This is a genomic window from Corynebacterium sp. HMSC034E11 (assembly GCF_001835905.1).
In the GTDB taxonomy this organism is placed as follows: Bacteria; Actinomycetota; Actinomycetes; order Mycobacteriales; family Mycobacteriaceae; genus Corynebacterium; species Corynebacterium coyleae.
In genome coordinates, this window is sequence record NZ_KV826385.1 from 141310 (window position 1) to 159506 (window position 18197).

21 protein-coding genes are annotated in these 18197 nt (G+C 62.3%); 5 read left to right on the top strand and 16 right to left on the bottom strand.

Annotated elements, in window-relative coordinates:
* Positions 1-61: 61 nt before the first annotated feature.
* Positions 62-499: a hypothetical protein gene (locus HMPREF2690_RS02220; RefSeq protein ID WP_070770923.1), complete on the top strand. Its 438-nt coding sequence runs from the start codon at positions 62-64 to the stop codon at positions 497-499.
* A 212-nt stretch (positions 500-711) separates the two neighbouring features.
* A complete protein-coding gene (locus HMPREF2690_RS02225; RefSeq protein WP_070770922.1) occupies positions 712-1083 on the top strand; it encodes a hypothetical protein in 372 nt (123 codons plus the stop codon).
* A gap of 69 nt (positions 1084-1152) precedes the next feature.
* Here the strand turns inward: HMPREF2690_RS02225 and HMPREF2690_RS02230 are convergent, their stop codons facing one another.
* From HMPREF2690_RS02230 to HMPREF2690_RS02285, 12 genes are all read right to left on the bottom strand, one after another.
* On the bottom strand, positions 1153-2436 hold the full coding sequence (locus HMPREF2690_RS02230; RefSeq protein WP_070820051.1) for an HNH endonuclease signature motif containing protein: 1284 nt from the start codon (positions 2434-2436) through the stop codon (positions 1153-1155).
* 250 nt (positions 2437-2686) lie between these two features.
* Positions 2687-3199 carry a hypothetical protein gene (locus HMPREF2690_RS02235; RefSeq protein ID WP_070449798.1) on the bottom strand — a complete coding sequence of 171 codons (513 nt, stop codon included), beginning with the start codon at positions 3197-3199 and terminating at the stop codon, positions 2687-2689.
* 15 nt (positions 3200-3214) lie between these two features.
* Positions 3215-3520 carry a hypothetical protein gene (locus HMPREF2690_RS02240; RefSeq protein WP_070421893.1) on the bottom strand — a complete coding sequence of 102 codons (306 nt, stop codon included), beginning with the start codon at positions 3518-3520 and terminating at the stop codon, positions 3215-3217.
* The gene (locus HMPREF2690_RS02245; RefSeq protein WP_070820052.1) at positions 3517-4455 is read right to left on the bottom strand and encodes a bile acid:sodium symporter family protein; all 939 of its coding nucleotides are present in this window, start codon (positions 4453-4455) and stop codon (positions 3517-3519) included. Before HMPREF2690_RS02245 ends, HMPREF2690_RS02240 begins: the two co-directional genes overlap by 4 nt.
* A 24-nt stretch (positions 4456-4479) precedes the next feature.
* Positions 4480-4854, bottom strand: a complete 375-nt coding sequence (locus HMPREF2690_RS02250) for a Rieske (2Fe-2S) protein (protein WP_083279367.1) — start codon at positions 4852-4854, stop codon at positions 4480-4482.
* Complete coding sequence (gene trpA / locus HMPREF2690_RS02255) at positions 4851-5666, bottom strand: tryptophan synthase subunit alpha (protein WP_070483295.1); 816 nt, start codon at positions 5664-5666, stop codon at positions 4851-4853. The genes HMPREF2690_RS02250 and trpA overlap by 4 nt, the downstream gene beginning before the upstream one ends.
* A complete protein-coding gene (gene trpB / locus HMPREF2690_RS02260; RefSeq protein WP_070820053.1) occupies positions 5667-6863 on the bottom strand; it encodes a tryptophan synthase subunit beta in 1197 nt (398 codons plus the stop codon).
* 10 nt (positions 6864-6873) lie between these two features.
* Positions 6874-8253, bottom strand: coding sequence for a bifunctional indole-3-glycerol-phosphate synthase TrpC/phosphoribosylanthranilate isomerase TrpF (gene trpCF, locus HMPREF2690_RS02265; RefSeq protein ID WP_070820054.1), 1380 nt, complete (start codon positions 8251-8253; stop codon positions 6874-6876).
* On the bottom strand, positions 8246-9265 hold the full coding sequence (gene trpD / locus HMPREF2690_RS02270; protein ID WP_070820055.1) for an anthranilate phosphoribosyltransferase: 1020 nt from the start codon (positions 9263-9265) through the stop codon (positions 8246-8248). Before trpD ends, trpCF begins: the two co-directional genes overlap by 8 nt.
* Positions 9258-9818, bottom strand: coding sequence for a glutamine amidotransferase-related protein (locus HMPREF2690_RS02275; RefSeq protein WP_070820056.1), 561 nt, complete (start codon positions 9816-9818; stop codon positions 9258-9260). Before HMPREF2690_RS02275 ends, trpD begins: the two co-directional genes overlap by 8 nt.
* Positions 9815-11284, bottom strand: a complete 1470-nt coding sequence (locus HMPREF2690_RS02280; RefSeq protein WP_070820057.1) for an anthranilate synthase component 1 — start codon at positions 11282-11284, stop codon at positions 9815-9817. Before HMPREF2690_RS02280 ends, HMPREF2690_RS02275 begins: the two co-directional genes overlap by 4 nt.
* Before the next feature lie 187 nt (positions 11285-11471).
* A complete protein-coding gene (locus HMPREF2690_RS02285) occupies positions 11472-11927 on the bottom strand; it encodes an SdpI family protein (protein ID WP_224213302.1) in 456 nt (151 codons plus the stop codon).
* 88 nt (positions 11928-12015) lie between these two features.
* Here HMPREF2690_RS02285 and HMPREF2690_RS02290 point away from each other — a divergent pair, with 88 nt between their 5' ends.
* The 3 genes from HMPREF2690_RS02290 (at position 12016) to HMPREF2690_RS02300 (ending at position 15936) form a co-directional block, all read left to right on the top strand.
* The gene (locus tag HMPREF2690_RS02290; RefSeq protein WP_070820058.1) at positions 12016-13254 is read left to right on the top strand and encodes a dicarboxylate/amino acid:cation symporter; all 1239 of its coding nucleotides are present in this window, start codon (positions 12016-12018) and stop codon (positions 13252-13254) included.
* A 210-nt stretch (positions 13255-13464) separates the two neighbouring features.
* A complete protein-coding gene (locus tag HMPREF2690_RS02295; RefSeq protein ID WP_070820076.1) occupies positions 13465-15171 on the top strand; it encodes an ATP-binding protein in 1707 nt (568 codons plus the stop codon).
* 57 nt (positions 15172-15228) lie between these two features.
* Complete coding sequence (locus HMPREF2690_RS02300; RefSeq protein WP_070820059.1) at positions 15229-15936, top strand: hypothetical protein; 708 nt, start codon at positions 15229-15231, stop codon at positions 15934-15936.
* A gap of 28 nt (positions 15937-15964) precedes the next feature.
* Here the strand turns inward: HMPREF2690_RS02300 and HMPREF2690_RS02305 are convergent, their stop codons facing one another.
* The 4 genes from HMPREF2690_RS02305 to HMPREF2690_RS02320 form a co-directional block, all read right to left on the bottom strand.
* A complete protein-coding gene (locus HMPREF2690_RS02305) occupies positions 15965-16333 on the bottom strand; it encodes a hypothetical protein (RefSeq protein ID WP_070820060.1) in 369 nt (122 codons plus the stop codon).
* A 324-nt stretch (positions 16334-16657) separates the two neighbouring features.
* Complete coding sequence (locus tag HMPREF2690_RS02310) at positions 16658-17071, bottom strand: hypothetical protein (RefSeq protein WP_070820061.1); 414 nt, start codon at positions 17069-17071, stop codon at positions 16658-16660.
* A 152-nt stretch (positions 17072-17223) separates the two neighbouring features.
* Complete coding sequence (locus HMPREF2690_RS02315; protein WP_070820062.1) at positions 17224-17622, bottom strand: hypothetical protein; 399 nt, start codon at positions 17620-17622, stop codon at positions 17224-17226.
* 150 nt (positions 17623-17772) lie between these two features.
* Positions 17773-18197 (bottom strand): hypothetical protein (locus HMPREF2690_RS02320; RefSeq protein ID WP_210401373.1); only part of this gene is annotated, 425 nt, incomplete at its 5' end.

Sequence of the window (18197 nt, forward strand, 5' to 3'; positions counted from 1 at the left end):
TTTAATTGCGGTTGTCAAGTTACTTGGCTCACTTTTATCCGCTCTACTTCAGGAGTTTCCCATGAAGCGCACCGCCGCAGCCGTCCTGGCAGCAACCACCGCCCTGTCCCTCGCCGCCGTTCCGGCTCACGCTGTCGAAATTGCCGGTAAAGAAACCGGAGGCTACGGCCACGCAGCTTCTTCCCAGGTCACCGAAGCGGAGCTTGGTGTGTACGCCCTCGCTGCTATTGCAGCTGAGTTTGATAAGCCGGGTGAGGGTTTCTCTGCCCCGTTCATGGGCTCCTCCAAGGCTGGCATGTTTGAGACCAAGACCGATAAGGAAATCGCTAACCAGAACGCCGTCATGACGTCCTCGTACCAGAACGACGCGAACAACGGCTACAAGCTCGGCACCACCTACGACATCCTCGTCGGCACCGGCATCGCCGCTCTGGTTCTCGCTGCCCTCGGCGGCGCTGCTTACGCAGGCGTCATCCCGGGCGTTCAGCTCCCGTTCTAAGCCTTCCCGGCTTTAAGGCTTGACTCCTCTCTCTTGTGGAGGGGAGTTTTTCTCTGCCCTGTTTCCCAGGTCACGCTGCTATTGAGATGATCCGAGGGCTGTTGTGGTCGCCCTTTTCCAATTTGACTTCTGCAACGAATGCGAAGTTCTGTTTTAATGGCGTGTGTCAAAGTAATTGACAGAAGTAATCCGCCTCACAGTAGGAGCATCCCATGAAGCGCACTACAGCAGCAGTTTTGGCAGCGACTACCGCACTGTCGCTCGCCACCGTCCCGGCACACGGCATTACCGTCGACGAAGCCCGCGCCCAGGACGAAGCGCGTAATGCAAAAGAAGTCGAGAAGCTAATCAAGAAGTGGGACGAAAATGGCTACGGAGCCATGCCTAACACCTATGAGGCTGGCTACATGGCTGGTGGCTCGGTGAAGGCTGGGTCTTCGGGTGAGCAGGCATACGGAGCCACCCAGGCCGGCTGGGTTGCCACCTGGATTGCAGTATCAGCCGCGGGGTTGGGCTTGATCGCATTCGCTGCGAAGCAGGCGGGTGTCCTGCCACCACAGATCGCGGGACAGCTCCCGTTCTAAACCGCCCTTGGTTCTTGCACGTAACTCCTCTCCCCTGCGGAGGGGAGTTTTTCTCTGCCTGAGCCATGCTTAGTCGTCGAACCCACCCCCGCTTTCTGCCCAGGTCTGCGCGTTGTCGCGGCGCCGTGGCAGGGAATAGTTGTCCGAGACGTAGCGGGTGCCGTCTTGGTAGATGAAGTGCACGTCGCTGCCGTCCTTGACGGTTTCGAGGTAGCCATCGGTAACCAAGGAGTGGCAGGCGGAACAGAGTGGCAGCAGGTTTTCTAGATCGGTCATACCGCCCTCGGACCATTCCTTGATGTGGTGGATTTCGATGAAGCGGGAGTGCGTGCAACCGGGAGCGGCACATTGCCCGCCCCACATCGTGAGCAGGGCGTTGACCTGTCCCGGCGTCGCGAAGCGGGAAGAGCGGCCGGTGTTGATGATCAGGCCGTCGTCGTCGACAGTAGAAACGCGCAGGTCAGCGTTCGCGATCAACCCAACCAGTGCCTCGGAGCGTGCGCCGACGTTGTTGGGCATGTAGGCGCGGCCGTCCTTAGTCACCAGAACGTTGACGTGTGCGCCTGGCGTTGTCAGCGCGCTTTTGGGCTGGCTCCGCGTCATGTGCACCATGCCCATGAAGGCCTGCAGCAGCATTCGGCCGATCGGCATGCCATAGCCCGAGGCGGTCTTGCGTGCCTTCTTTGCGGGTTCGACGGCGTCGGCCTTCTGCAGCATGTCCCTGATGGAGAGCTCGGCGACCCGACCGTCTTCGTGGCGCAATGCATCCTCGAGCATTTCCTCCATCTCGTAGTAGGCGATCTCCCCGAGTTTCAGCGCGGCGATGAACGCGGCGCCATCCGAGGCGTTGAGCACCCCGTGGAGGGCAATCTCGCCGTTATCGCGGGTGTGTACGCGCAGGTAGTGGTCCGGTTTCTCGCTATCACCATTCCCTGGTTTGTCGTATCCACTGAGTGCGATTTCGAGTTCGTGGTAGCCGAGTTCCAGGGCCATGTCGACAAGTTGGCGCTCTACCGCCGGGGTTAGGTAGCGAAGCAGCAAGCGAACCACCGAGTAGCTGATCTTGCCCGCAGAGAACTGCTGCTGAAGGTACAGAAACTCGCCGAGGCGGCAGCCGACGTGGACATATTCGTGCGCTGTGGAGATCGAGATCCCCAGGCGACGCGTCAGAAACTGCGCCGTGGTCCGTGCCCCCATCTGCGGTGCGAAACCGCCCTCCTCAAACGCGCGTATCGACGACAACAGCTCCGCCTTACAACGCGTCATGCTTCTGTGCGACTGCTCGATTGCATCCGTAAGCAACTCCGCAAACGCACTAGGTTCAGTGCACTTCTCCTCCACTGCCGTTGTCATTGTGGTCCCCCTTAAGGCCGTATGTATGTTCGATAAAGCAAAGCATACAACCCGCCACGACACGGCTGTGACCTGCACAAACAATGTTTTATATGAGTGCTATAAAACGCACTAAAACCGAACGGAACAACTCCGCATTGCGGACAATCCCGGCCGCGCCAATCGTTGGGGAGGCCCAACGAATTCGGGCGCGTGGGGTCGTCGTCAAGCATCCGCAACTCCGCATTGCGGACAAGTGGGGACGCACCAACTAATTCACCACGCGGTACCAGAGGCGCTTGCCTTCCTTCTTCGGCGGGACGAGTTTCACGCGGACCGGCTGCGGCAGGGTGAAGTCGTAGCCACCACTCTGGATCTGGCGGCGGATCTCGCGGGCTTTGAGCGTGTCGCCGACGTCGATCCGATGCGAGCGCTGGCGTAGGGGGCGCTTGAAAATCTGCCGACGAACCGCGCTGGGGAGGGCACCGGGACTGGCGGGGATGTCCTTGTACTTCACTACCCCATTGGGCGTGGTGGCCTCGATCGTCGCAACGGACATGTATCTGACGGTCGAGTCCACACCCGGGATGTGCGGGGTGATGTGGATGGTGCGGATGACGCCGTCGATAAGGTCGCGGCGGAATCCGATGGGTGCGCGGCCCGGGAAGATCATCCGAGCGATGAAAAACAGCACCAGGATCGGGAGGAAAATCTGGCCATAGAACGCGATGATCTCGAGCGGGCCAGGCAGGAAGGGGCCTATGGTGTCGAAAAAGCTACCCATAGGCGAAGAATAAAGCTAGTGCGGGAACTTCGCTCGGGCTTCGCTCCAGAGGCCTTCGAATTCGTCGGCGGTGAGGTGGCGGGCGGTGATGCCTTCCATCGCGTCGTAGGTGCGCGGGTGTGGCACGGTGCCCATGGGTTGGTTGGCCTGCCCGATGACGCGGCCGTCGACGTAGATGCCGGTGATGGTTTCGGCAGGGTCGAGTTCAATCATGCGCAGCATGGTGCAGCTTTGCGACGACACCTCCTCCAGCTCAGCGATATTCAGCAGCTCTCCGCCGAGTTCGGGGACGTTGTAGTGGATGCGGACGTAATGTTTCACGTGAAACTCTTTCTGGAGACGTAAGCGGAACAGATAATCAACTGTGCCATGTGGTAGATCATCAGCGGGATGATCAACACGCCGAGTTGCGCGCCGCCGAAGATGACGGTGGCCATGGGCAGGCCGGTCGCAAGAGATTTCTGCGTGCCGCACATCTGCACGGCGACGACGTCCTCGCGCGGGAACCGCAGCGCGGCAGGCACGACGCGGGTCAGCCACAGCATCGCGAAGACCAACACCACGGAGAATACGATCAGCAGCACGATCTCAAGCGCGGTGACGTTCGACCACACGCCGGAGACGACACCTTTGGAAAAGGCGGAGTAGACGACCATCCAGATGGAGCCGCGGTCGACGATCTTGGTGGTCTTGGATTTGGCCAACTCCCCCAGCCGCTTGTGCGCCAACTGGCCGAGCATGAACGGCAGGAGGAGTTGGAGGGCGATGTCGGTGAACACGGTGGTGTCGATGTGCACGCCGTCGCCGGCGCCCATCAGCCACATCACGAGCAATGGCGTAGCGACGACACCCATCAACGACGACACCGACGCCGCCACAACAGCACCGGACACGTTGCCGCGTGCGATGCCGGTCAGCGCCACGGAGGACTGGACGGTGGACGGAACGAGGGTCATGAAGAGTAGGCCCTGGTAGAGGTCCTCGGAGATGAGCCCGGTGGTAGGTCGCGCGAGCAGACCGATCAGCGGGTATGCCACGAAGGTAAACGCGAGGATGAGGGCATGGAGGCGCCAGTTGGTGAGGCCCCGGAGGGCTTCTTGCGTCGATAGGCGTGCGCCGTAGAGGGAAAAGAGCAGCGCGATCGCGAGTTTGACGGCCACCCCAAAACCGTCCGCGAACGCGCCGCGCGCCGGCACGATGAAGGCGAGGATCGCCGCAACAACGATGCCGACGAGGAGAGGATCGAGCTTCTTCATGTGGCCGAGTCTACGGCCAGCGGGTTAGCTCGCCGGGTTTTGGGCTTCGACCTTGTCGCCGGCTTCGATGACCTCCACCTCGCGCAGGCCGGAGATGGCGGGGCCGGAGACGCGCTCGCCGGTCGCAATGTTGAAGACGGAACCGTGGGCGACGCACTTAACGGTCTCGCCCTCCACCTTCGTGATCTTCTTCTGCTGGTGCGGGCACACCGCCGAGTATGCGACGAACTGGCCGGCGGACGGCTGGGCGATGATGAACTTGTCCAGGATCACCGCGGAGCCGACCGGCACGTCGGTCTTCGCAATTTCTTCGGGGGCCTCTTCCCCGCAGGCGGCCAGGAAGGCACCGGCGAAGGTAGTGGCGGTGCCGAGCAGGAACATGCGACGTGAACAGGTCATGATGCGATCGTAGCTTGCTTCATGGCGCCCACGTAGTCGGAAAGTTCCCGCTTCAGCCCGTCCATGTTTTCCACGCGATTATCGACGACATACTTATCAATAATGTTCGTAATCGCCGACCCGGTGATCGCGCCAGCGGCCCCAGCGGCGATCGCGTCGCGCACGTGCTCGGGACGGGAGATGCCGAAGCCGAGCAGTACCGGTGCGCCGCCGAAGGACTGCACATTATCGACGACCTCACGCAGGCCCTCCACCGTCGCCTCATTCTCCGCGCCGGTGACGCCGTCGCGAGAAATGGCGTAAATGTAGCCGCGGGAGTTAGCGGCCACGCCCTCGAGGACCTCGCGGGAGGCCTTGGCCGGGGCGATGAAGATCGGGTCGATGCCGGCGCGCTCGGCGGCGGCGGTGAAGGGGTCAGACTCGCGCACGGGGACGTCGGGAAGCAATACGCTATCGGCGCCGGCCTCCTTGAACTCGGTGTAGAAGCGGTCGAGGCCGCGAGTGTGGGCGACGTTGGCGTAGATCAGCATGCCGATCGGCAGGTCCGGGTAGCGCTCGCGGATGGTGCGCACCTGGTCGAGGGACTGCTGCACGGTCGCTCCCCCACGCAGAGCGCGGACATGAGCGCCCTGGATGGCGGGGCCGTCGGCGACCGGGTCGGAGAACGGCACGCCGAGCTCGAGTGCGTCGGCGCCTGCTTCGACGATGGCGGAGATGATCTCCACCGCGTCGTCCGGGTTCGGGTCGGACAGCATGATGAAGGGGACGAACGCGCCCTCCCCCTTGGCAAAGAGTTGCTCGTAGCGCGACATTTACTTGTTCTCCTTCTGCTCGAGGGTTGCTCGCACGTGTGCGATGTCCTTGTCGCCGCGGCCGGACAGGGCGACGAGAATGTTCAGCGGCTCGGCGTCGGCCGGGTGCTCGGCGGCGCGCTTCAGGGCGTAGGCCAGGGCGTGCGAGGACTCGAGCGCCGGGATGATGCCCTCGTGGCGGGATAGGGCCTGGAAGGCGTCGAGGGCCTCGTCGTCGGTGACGGGCACGTACTTCGCACGGCCGGATTGGGCGAGGTAGGCGTGCTCCGGGCCGACGGCCGGGTAGTCCAGGCCGGCGGAGATGGAGTAGGACTCTTCGACCTGGCCGTCGTCGTCACGCATGAGGTACGAGCGGGTGCCGTGCAGGATGCCGATGGTGCCCTGGGCGATGGCGGCGCCGTGCTTGCCTTGGCCGAAGCCTTCGCCGCCGGGTTCGGCGCCGACCAGTTCGACGCTGTCGTCGTCAATGAAATCGGCGAACATGCCGATGGCGTTGGAGCCGCCGCCGACGCAGGCGACGACCACGTCCGGCAGGGCGCCGGTGCGCTCGAGGATCTGGGCGCGGGCCTCGGTGGAGATCACGCGGTGGAATTCCTTGACGATCTTCGGGAACGGGTGCGGGCCGGCAGCCGTGCCAAGGAGGTAGTGGGATTCGTGGAAGGTTGCGGTCCAGTCACGAAGCGCCTCGTTCACCGCGTCCTTCAGGGTGCCCGCGCCGGATTCCACGCCGACGACCTTCGCGCCCATCAAGCGCATGCGGTACACGTTCGGCGCCTGGCGCTGCATGTCGGTCTTGCCCATGTAGATCACGCAGTCCAGGCCAAGCAGCGCACAGGCAAGCGCGGTTGCGGTGCCGTGCTGGCCGGCGCCGGTCTCCGCGATGATGCGGGTTTTGCCCATCTTCTTCGCCAACAGCGCCTGACCGATCACCTGGTTGGTCTTGTGGGCGCCGCCGTGCACGAGGTCCTCACGCTTGAGGAAGATGCGCGCGTTGCCGTCGATGGGCAAGTTGCGGCATTCGGTCAGCGGGGTTGGGCGGCCGAGGTAGTCGCGCAGGAGGGAACGGTATTCGGCCATGAAGGCCTCGTCGTTAAACGCGTCGACGAAGGCTTGCTCGAGTTGGTCGAGCGCTGGCAGGAGGGATTCGGGGACGAACTGCCCGCCGAATTCGCCGTAGTACGCAGGGAGGAGAGTCATGGGGTGTCCTTTAGTCGTGGTAGTTGCCAATGGTGTCAAAGCCGCGTCGCAGCGCGCCCGCGTCTTTGTGGCCGTTGGGGTCTTCGAAGCCGGAGTTCAGGTCGAGGCCGGCGCATCCGACGCGCAGCGCATCGGTGAGGTTGTCGGGGTTGAGGCCGCCCGCGAGAAACGCCTTCTCCTTCACGGCGTCCGGCACGCGCGTCCAGTCGAAGCGCTCCCCCGACCCGCCGTCGTGGGCATCGAGCACGAGCTTGTCGACGACCCCAGCAACCGCCTCGGCCACCTTTTCGCCATCCGGCTGCGTCATGGAGACTGCACGCCAGACCTCGACGTCGACCTCCTTGCGCACGGATTCGATGAGCGCCAGTTCCGCCTCGACGGAGCCCTGGTACGGCGCGTGGATCTGGACAGCGGCGATGCCGGGTTGGACGAGCTCGTCGTAACCCGAGGTGCGGCGGGAAACCGCGACGTAGTCCAGGCCGGGCTCGGCGGCGATGATGTCGGTGGCTGTTTCACGTGAAACATTGCGCGGGGAGGCGTCGTCGAAAATGAGCCCGCCGTAGACCGCACCGCACGCTTTGGCGGCTTGGGCAGCGGATCCGGAGCGTAGGCCGCAGACCTTGTTCGGGCCGTAGACGAGTTCGCGGCACGCGCGGTCGATGTCCGGCTGGGAGGTCAGTTGGCTGCCAACCAGGAACGCATCGGAGTGACCGCCGAGGCGACGCACGGTTGCGGAGTCGCGGATGCCGGACTCGGAGACCACCACTGCCCCATCGGGAGCGAGCTCGGCGAGGCGTGCGGAGCGGTCGAGGTCGATGGAGAGATCGTGAAGGTTGCGGTGGTTCACGCCGAAGATCTTTGCGCCGAGCTTGATGGCACGGTGAGCCTCGTCCTCGTTGATCACCTCGGTGAGCACGTCCATATTGAGCGACTCGGCGATGGAAGCCAGGTGCGCGTACTCCTCGTCGGTAAGGACGGAGAGCATGAGCAGGATCGCGTCGGCGCCGAAGTAGCGCGCGGCGTAGATCTGGACCTCGTCGATGATGAAGTCCTTGCACAGCACCGGCAAATGGGTCGTCGCGGCGACGGTGGCCAGGTGGTTGTAGTCGCCGTTAAAGAAGTCCGGCTCGCACAGCACGGAGATGCCAGCGGCGTAGCGGGAGTAGACCGACGCGATCTCCCCCGGCTTGTAGTCGTCGCGAATCGGCCCGAGCGAGGGTGATGCGGACTTGCATTCCATGATGAATGCGGTGCCGGGACGCGACAGGGAGTCGTACAGAGAGCGCTCCGAATTGCGTAACGTGTCGAAATCAACGTGGGCGACGCGTGCGCGAATATCGTCAAGGTGACGTTTTCGGTTCTCAACGATATTGGTCAAAATCTTAGCCACTGTAATCGGCCTCCTCGTGGGTGGCGAGCCAATCGGCCACCGTGCCGTTTGCAAGCAACTGCTTCGCGTGCTCGGTACCGGCCGCCAGCGAATCCGCGATGCCGTAGAGGTAGAACATCGCACCCGCGGACACGGCAACGGCATCACGGTGGGCAGCCGGGCCCTCCCCCGCGAACGTGGCGCGCATGAAGGCTGCGTTCTCGGCACCGTTGCCGCCACGTAGGTCCTCCAGGCTGTGGCGCTCCACCCCGAGCTCCTCGGGCGTGACCGTGTAGTGGGTAATCTCGCCGTCCTTGAGCTCCCAGACCTCGGTATCGCCGTGGACTGCGATCTCGTCGGTGCCCGCGCCATGGACGACGAGCGCACGGTTACGGCCCAGCTCACGCATCGTTTCCGCAATCACCTGGCCGAGCGCCGGGTTGGCGATGCCCATGATCTGGAACTCCGGGCGTGCCGGGCTGAGCAGCGGGCCCATCGTGTTAAACAGCGTGGACACGCCAAGTGCCTTGCGGACCTGCTGCACGAACGCGATCGCCGGGTTGTACGCCGGGGCGAACAGGAACGTGAAGTTGGAGGACTCGAACTGGCGCACAGCACGGTCCGGGTCGAGGTCTAGCGGGATATTCAGCGCCTCGAGCACGTCCGCCGAACCGGACTTGGAGGACACGGAGCGGTTGCCGCACTTGATCATCTTCACGCCCCCGGCGGCTGCGGTAAGCGAAGCGGCGGTGGTGATGTTGATGGTGTTCGCGCCGTCGCCACCCGTGCCGGCGGTGTCCATGATCCCCTCCCCCGTCACCGGGAACGGGCGCCCGGCGGCGAGGAAGGCGCGGGCCGCACCGGCGATGTCTGCAAAAGTTTCGCCGCGCGTGCGGATCATGGCCAACAGTGCGGCGATGTGCACGTCGTCGTAGTCGCCGACGGTCAGCGGGGTAAACGCCTCGATGGCCTCCTCGAGGGTGGGCTCGGGGTTGTCCATGAAGCGGCGGAAGATCTCGAGTTGGCTAGTCATTGTCGTGGCCTTTCTGTAGCAATTTCGTCACACAGTGGTCCAGGATCTGTGGGCCAGAGGGGGTGAGGATGGATTCGGGGTGGAACTGCAGTCCGATGGACATGCCGTCGTCGGTTTCGGCGACCATGATCACGTCGCCGATGTCCGTGCCGGTCCACGCCAGTGGCGTAATGCCGGGTGGCGCGGTGGTGGCGCCGAGGGAGTGGTAGCGGGCGACGGGGACGTGGCGGCCGTCTGTAAGCACCATGCTTTGCGACGACCCATGCACCGGCCCGCACGGCTCAACCCGCCCACCAAAGTGCTCCACCAGAGCCTGAAAGCCCAGGCAGATGCCCAGAATCGGGATCCGTCCCTGGGCGCGTTCGATGACCTCCATCATGCAGCCCGCGTCAGCCGGGTAGCCCGGGCCGGGCGAAAGCACGATGAGGTCCGGGTTGGCGTTCAGCACCGTGTCGGCGGTAACGGTGTTGCGGTAGACCACGGTGTCGTAGTCCGCGAATGCGTCCACCAGGTTGTAAACGAAGGAGTCTTGGTTATCCAGCAGGACGATCATTTCTTCACCTCCAGGTCGCGGCCACCGGCGAGTGCGTGCAGGACTGCGTAGGCCTTGTGCAGAGTTTCGTCAGCCTCGGACTGGGGCACGGAGTCGCGCACAACGCCCGCGCCGGCCTGCACGATGGCCTTGCCATTGGCCACGAAGGCGGAGCGGATGACGATGCAGGTGTCGAATTCGCCGTCGCCACGCAAGTAGCCCACCGCCCCGCCGTAGGAGCCGCGGCGCTTGCGCTCCACGGAGCGCAGCAGTTCGGTCGCGCGCAGTTTCGGCGCGCCGGTGAGGGTGCCCATGTTCATGCACGCGCGGTAGGCGTCAAGTGCGTCGAGGTCCGCGGCCAGGGTCGCGGTGACCCGGCTGACCAGGTGCATCACGCGCGAGTAGCGGTCCACCTGCAGTAGGTCTTGCACCTTGCGGGTACGCGGCTCGGCCACGCGCGCCATGTCGTTGCGGGCCAGGTCCACCAGCATGGTGTGCTCGGCAACCTCTTTGGCGTCGGTGCGCAACTGCAGTTCCATGCGCGTGTCCAGTTCGTGATTGACCGTGCCGTCCGGGTTCAGCCCGCGCGGGCGCGTGCCGGCAATGGGATACAGCTGCACCTGGCGGGTGGTCGGCGAGAACTTCAGGTTCGACTCCGGCGATGCGCCGAACAGTTCGTAGCCCTCGCCGCGGATGTAGAACATGTACGGCGAGGGGTTCGCGGCACGCAGGCGGCGGTACGCACCGAAGGCGTCGTCGCAGTCGGCGGTGAAGCTGCGCGCCGGCACGACTTGGTAGATGTCGCCGTTGTAAATGTTGCCCTGCAGCTGCTCCACTACCCCACGGAACTCCTCGTCCGGCATATCTGCCTCGGCGACGAGGGTGCCGGTGAGGGTGGTTGGGTCGGTGGGTGCGGGGGCGTCGTCGATACGCGCTGCGATCTCGGCGAGATCAATGCCGTCACCTGCAGCATCAACCCCGGCGAGGTACGCCGTGCCGGTCTCGTGGTTGACGCGCAGCACGACCTCCGCGAGGACAAACTCGTAATCCGGGTAGGTGTTGTCGCCGTCCGCGACCTCGGGCAGGCGCTCGAACGTCTCCAGGTAATCAAACGCGAAACCGCCCGCGAGCAGCGGAAAGTCCTCATTGCCCTCGGTGGCGGTCAGTTTGCGCAGCACATCCATCGTGGACGCCGCGGTCAGGCGCTCGCGCTCGTCCTCCACATCAACGCGCGGAAACTCGTGCTCGAGCCCGATCTCGTTCGCAATAATCTCGCCCGACGGCGTCAGCGGTGTGAGCGTCACGCGGTTGCCGGAGCAAGTAATGCGTATCGACGACCGCAGCACCGCCAACGACTGCAACCCCGAACGTGTCGTGATGTCAGCGGACTCGAGCAACACCGTGTCGGTTGCGTCGAGGCCGCCGATGTGGGCGAAGAGGCTTGCCACATCCTCGTGGTAGCGCACCTCTTGACGGGTGAATTTCATGTGATCCTCGGTTCTGTTCTTGCTTGCACCGAGGGATAAAAAAGGGCCCGCGGCGCTTGGGGGACAAGCTGGCGGGCCGTGACTTCGCTAGGTGGCGCGCCAGTTAGGCGAGCCACCACCATGTTTGAGAAGTCATGTACGTCACAAAAAGGAAGTGTAGCCGAGGATCCGGCTTCGCGGGCTCATTTTATTCGTTGTTGTCGGCGTGGTCGGCGGCTCGTCGCAAAGCATCAAGGTTCACCGCGGGCTTCTCCTCTTCTTGCGCAGGCGCCTGCTCACGCGCGTGCTCCACCAACGTCGCGGCGCGCGCACCGAAGTTGCCGCCCACGGACGCCGAAATCACCGCCGCTACCGCCGCGATCGCCGGCATGACCCACATCCAGCCGGAAGCGATGAACGAAAACGCCGCGCCGAACGCGAGCGCCAACGCGGCCAGCACCCAGAACGGACCCGCTACCTTATGCGCCTGGTTCCAAATGCCTTCGTCCTTGCGCACAGCCGGCACGTGGAGGCCGATCCACTTGTTGCCGGGCAGCTTGCCCGCAGAGGCGAGCGCGCCGGGGATGAACAGCGCAAGCGTTAGCAACGAGAAGATAATGCCGAGGACAACGTTAAGGGAGCTCATGTTCGCGAACGGACTCATAGCCACTAAGCATACGACCGCACACTCACCTGCAAAAAAATATGATCAAAATGCAGTAGATTGCATAAATACGGGCTACGCTAGGCCCATGCAAAAGAAAATCCTCCACTCATTGCTGTTCTGGGTGGTTGTAGCGATTGCCTTGGGCTTCGCCTGCAGCTTCTTCTTCCCGGACTGGCTTGCCCGCGTCTTTGTCACGTTCAACGGGCTGTTCTCTAACTTCCTCGGCTTCTTCGTGCCGGTCCTCATCTTTGCACTCATCGCCCCCGCCATCGCTGGCCTGGGCAAGGGTGCCAGCAAGTGGCTCGGCATCACTGCTGGTGTCGCATACGGCTCCACCGTGCTCTCTGGCCTGCTTGCGTGGGCGACCGGTGGCGTCCTCTATCCCAAGCTCCTTGAGGGCCGCGATCTGATCACCAACGTCGCCGACCCCGACGAGGGTGGCCTGGCCCCCTACTTCACTGTCGACATGCCCGCGCCGGTGGAGATCATGTCTGCGCTGCTCCTCGCCTTCATGGTCGGTTTGGCTATGACGGCGGTGAAGTCCGACAACCTCTATAACGTGCTCGACGAGCTGAACCACGTCGTACTCAAGGTCGTGGTCACCTTCGTGATCCCGCTGCTGCCGCTGTACATCTTCGGCACATTCCTGGGTCTGGGCATGAACGAAAACTTCGGCGACACCATGGCCGCCATGGGTGTGGTCCTGCTGCTGTCCGTGGTCATGACCATTGTGATCGTCCTGCTGCAGTACCTCGTCGCAGGCACCGTCGCTGGCGTGAACCCGTTCAAGGCGCTGAAGAACATGCTGCCGGCATACTTCACAGCACTGGGCACCTCGTCCTCCGCCGCGACCATCCCGGTCACCTACAAGTCCACCCTGAAGAACAAGGTTGACGAGGACGTCGCCGGCTTCGTGGTCCCGCTCTGTGCGACGATTCACCTGTCCGGCTCGATGATGAAGATCACCCTCTACGCGCTCTCCATCGTGTTTATGGCCAACCTGGATATTTCCGCCGGCCAGGTCATCGGATTCATCCTCCTGCTGGGCATCATGATGATCGCCGCGCCGGGCGTGCCGGGTGGCGCCATCATGGCCGCTGTCGGTCTGCTGCAGTCCAACCTCGGTTTCGACGAGTCCATGGTCTCGCTCATGATCGCGTCCTACATCGTCGTTGACTCCTTCGGCACCGCCGCCAACGTCACCGGCGACGGCGCGATCGCCCTGATTGTGAACAAGTTCGCTGCGGGCAAGATCAAGAACGATTCGCTTGACGACGACACCGTCACCACCCCGGCGGACACCCAAGCAGGCGCTGCCCGCTAGTCCCCTTCTGTTGAGACGACCGCCCTTCGGGGCGGTTTTCTTTTGCCTTGTTGCTCTTCGAGGTGTTTCACGTGAAACATCAGGTGCTCACTGTATCGAGATGGCTCCTCACTGTATGAAGTGACGCCCTCACTGTAAAAAGAGAGGTGAAAATGGGTCCTCACTGTATTGAGTGATGCCCTCACTGTAAAAAGTGAGTACAGTGAGAGCATGAGTGAGCGGATGGATGACATCATGGCCAGGCTGCGGCGCCAGCGGAATGATGATCACTGGATTGAGGCGAAATCCGGTACGGGGAAGTTGGATACCGCCTTTTGGAAAGCCGTGAGTGCCTTCGCCAATACGAAGGGTGGCCTGATCGTCCTTGGCATTGAGGAAGATCAGTCGACCGGTACGTTCCAGCCAGCCACTGATTTTGACTCTCGTGCGATGAATGATCGACTCATCAGTGCTTTGAGGGTCGACCAACAGAAGCCTCCGGTGACGCCGATACCCGAGACTGTCGTCGAACTCGACGAGTACCAGGGTGCGCCGGTGATTTTGGTTGAGGTGCGGCCGATGCGTGCCGATGAGCGCCTCGGAAAGCAGATGCCGTGTTACGTGACCTCGCAAGGACTCCGGGATGGCGCGTACAAGCGAGTACTGGATGGCGATCAGAGGCTTTCCAGCTACGAGATCTTCCAGCTCATGAATCTCTACACGCCAGATTCCTCGGAGTTGCTGCCTGTTCCTGGGGCGAACCTCGATGACCTGGATGGCCAGACGTGGAACGGGCTGATCCAATCTTTGGAGAAGAGGGGATCCCGGATCCGGGTGGGAACAAGAACCGATGCAGAGGTTCTGGAGCGACTGCATGTGCTTGATGCAGAGGGCGTACCAACCCTTGCGGGCGCGTTGGCATTGGGCAGCTATCCGCAGCAGTTCTTCCCGCAGCTCTTCATCGATGTCGCAGTGCACCCGACGACGGAGAAGTCGACGTCTGAGACACGCTTCCTTGATCGGGCTCACTGCGACGGTCCGCTTCCACTGGCGGTCGAGGATGCGATTAAAGCTGTCGTGCGCAATCTCCGGGTTCGTACTGTGGAAGTTGGGTCGAATATGGTCGACGAACCTGAGATTCCAGAGATTGCTCTGCGTGAAGCGATTGTGAATGCCGCGATGCACCGTGACTACAGTCCGCAGGTTCAGGGGCGGCAAGTGCAGGTTGATGTGTACCCGGACCGGGTCGAGGTAAACAGTCCCGGCGGACTGTGGGGAGATCGCACCGAAGACAATATCGACGAGAACAGGTCGGTAAGCAGGAACCCTTCGCTCGCGAACTTGCTGAGCAACCTTCCAACGCCTTCAGGCTCGATGCGCGTGGCTGAAAACCAGGGAAGCGGTATTCAGCGAATGAAGCAAGGGATGGAAGGCTATGGCCTGCCCCAGCCGGTGTTCGATGCCCGGATTGGTGAGTTCACCGTCATCCTCTACAGGTTCGGGATCCTTGATCCTGAAATGTCGACATGGCTGGAGTCGGTCGCGCCCGACAGCACTCGAGAGGAACAGATCGCGCTGGCGATTGCCAAGGGTTTGGGTGCTGTGTCCGTGAAGGAGCTCCGTAAGCACATTGGGCTTGATAGTGACGATGCACGCAGTCTGTTGAGTGATCTCGTCACACGCGGGCTGCTCGGTCCGGGCCACACGCGGGATTCGTTTGTTCTTTCAAGCAGCGGCATCGAACTCGATGAAACGGACAACAAACTCATCGCCTACCTGGCCCAAGTTGGAGAGGCAGCAGCACGCGATATCGCGGACCACCTTGAAGTAAGCGTGAATACCTTGCGTCCAAGACTCCGCAGCATGGTGGATGTGGGCGAAATTGTGCCCACTGCCCCACCGACAAGCCGCAAGCGAAAGTATCGCCTCCCCAACTAAGCACACCGTTTCACGTGAAACATTTCCCCACTCCCCCAATGGCGTAGTGTCATTCGCATGTCCTTCGAGATCGTCACCACTCATTTCGTGGCGCACGAGCCGGACCTCGACGGCGCGTACGAGCTTTACCTGAACCGCATCCGGGCCAGCGGCGTCGAGATTGCGGCGGTGTCGCCGCACCCCCACCCCATAGAGGACGAGTACGTGCTTTGGGATCTCCGCTGCCAAGCCGCGTACGACAACCTCGCCGCGCCGGAGGACCTCCAGCTCTACGAGCTCAACGCGCTCGTGGACTTCACCACGACCAACCGCGACGAGGCGCTTGACTACTTCTTTTTCGAGGATATGGGCGGCCCCACGCGGTTCGCGGCGGCACTCGGCGGCCTGTCGGACCTCACGCTTCGCGACGAGCCCACCGGCCCCCTCTCCCTCACCACCATCGTCTATCTCGGTGCCTCGCAACACATGGCGGTGGCGCAGCAGCTTTTCGACGACACCCTTGCCGCCCTCAACGCCGTCGCCTACCAACCCTTCGTCGCCCCACTCGAGGGCACCGAACATGCTGATCTCGTCGGCCCGCTTTGGCTTCGCGACGCCACCTTGAACATCATCGGCAAAGGCGACGGCATCTTCTCCCCCGGCAAGGACGCTTGGGCGGGTTGGGTGCTCACCTCAGACAGCAACAACACCGCCGAGCTTCAACTGCGTGAGCGCATCGAGACTGACGCAGTGGTGATTAGCCGGGCGGTGTCAGAACCGTTCTAGCGGGCGTTACCCGCTGTCCGGTGTTGGCTTAGTTGGTCGGTGCGGTGGCTGCACTGCCAGCTGCATCGTCGGCAGCGCCACCTGCTGCACCGTCAGCCGGAATGGAGTTGGTCACTACCTCGTCGGAAATGACCGCGTCGCTCGGCGCCAGCGGGTCCTCGGAGACAACAGCCGTATCGGAGACGACCGCATCGCCGGTGGAGTCCGTGCCACCCGTGCTGCCCGTGTCACCTGCGGTGGCGCCACCGGTGGTGACGGCGTCGCTGACGTCGGAGACCACACCGTCGGTTGGGGTGGTCACGGAGTCGGTGGTGTCCTCGGAGTCGTTGCAGGCGGCAAGTCCGGTTGCGCCGAGAACAAGAGCGGTAGCGGCGGCTGCAATACGAGTGTTGGTCATGATTACTCCTTCGCTAATTGATTCGCACGAGTTGATTCGCTCGGGCGTTGTGCCCGTCGCCATTCACTTGTACGGACCGAATCTGTGTTGCGGGTTGGAGAAATCACACAGGTTTCGTGGCCTTCACTGACGTTTGCTTCCCCGCTCAGTCACGCGACGATGAAAACGGCTGCTCTCGGGAACTTTCCTCCCCCACCACACCCAAATAATTCACTTTCCCCAGGGGACCACAACGGCACACCGAAGAAAGTTCCACATGGCAACACAAAACCCGGCCCCTTCACTAGGGACCGGGTTGAATCTGTAGCGCCGAAGTGCGCCGACTTAGAACGGCAGTGCCGGGAGCTGCAGGCCCGGGATAGCGCCGGAGAAGGCAGCGGCTGCGCCGAGCAGTGCGACGAGGCCAACCGGGACGCCGATCAGGAGGCCGAGCATGCCGGACTTGTATTCTTCCTGATCAGCGGTCTTCTTGATGCAGACGCCGGAGGGGGTGGAGCTGTTGTACTCCTTGAATCGATCGGCCCTATCTTCCTTGATGTCTTTCTTGGCCTCAGCCTTATCTTCGTCTTTCGTGTCCGCCAGATATTGGTCGTACCCAAGGAAGATGCTATCTACTTCGACTTTGCATTCCCTGTAGTAGAACGAAGAGCCAAGGTCGTCCTCAGCGGCGAATGCCGGGCTGGCAACGAGGGACAGGGGCAGGGTTGCCGCAACAGCGGCGGTAGCGATGCGCTTCATGGTTTTCTCCTTGGGGTGAGGTGTGTACCTGGTATTAAACGTGTGTCAATGACGTTTCGCAGTACAAACAACAGAAAAACTTCAGGACATAAAAAAGACCCGGTCCCCCACCAGGGGATCCGGGTCGATGTACCGCGTCTAAGCGTGCCGACTTAGAACGGCAGGGCCGGGAGCTGGACACCCGGGATAGCGCCGGAGAAGGCAGCAGCTGCGCCGAGCAGTGCGACAAGGGCGACCGGGACGCCGACCAGGAGCGCGAGGGCCCCGGACTTGTACTCGTCGTTATTGACGAGCTTCTTCACGCAGACACCGGTAGCGGTGGAGCTGTTGTTCTCGCCGAACTTAGCCTTTTGGATCTCATCCATTCCACCCTTGACGATTCCGTTGTCCGTCTTGTCCTCGATCTTGCCCTTGTTGTTGAAGAACCGGTCGGCATCCACCTTGCAGTCCTTGTAGTACTGAGAGGAACCCGTTTCAGCGGCGATGGCTGGGGTTGCGATTGCGGTCAGAGACACAGTTGCCGCGACGGCGGCGGTGGCGATGCGCTTCATAGCCTTCTCCTTAGATCATTGGTTCTGCGTTGCGGAAGCTAACGCGTAGTTGGGAGATCGAGCACAGCAGTCTGGTCGTTACATTCGTTGCATCCCTACAACAACAAAACCCGGCACCCACGAGAGGGAGCCGGGTGGAAACGCGCCGACTTAGAACGGCAGTGCCGGGAGCTGGACACCTGGGATGGCGCCGGAGAAGGCAGCGGCTGCGCCGAGCAGTGCGACGAGTGCGACCGGAACGCCGATCAGGAGGGCGAGCATGCCGGACTTGTACTCTTCCTGATCTACGGTCTTTTTGATGCAGACGCCGGACGGGGTGGAGCTGTTGTACTCCTTTAAATATTCGGTCTTGTTTTCCTCGATGGCCTGCTTGATCTCGGCCCGCTCTTGGTCGGTCTTGGCCTCCTTCAAGGAGAGGTCGTAATTAAGGAAAACTTCGTCTATTTGGACTTTGCAATCCCTGTAGTAGAGCGAAGAGCCAAAATCTCCTTCAGCGGCGAATGCCGGGCTGGCAACGAGGGCCAGGGGCAGGGTTGCCGCGACAGCGGCGGTAGCGATGCGCTTCATGGTTTTCT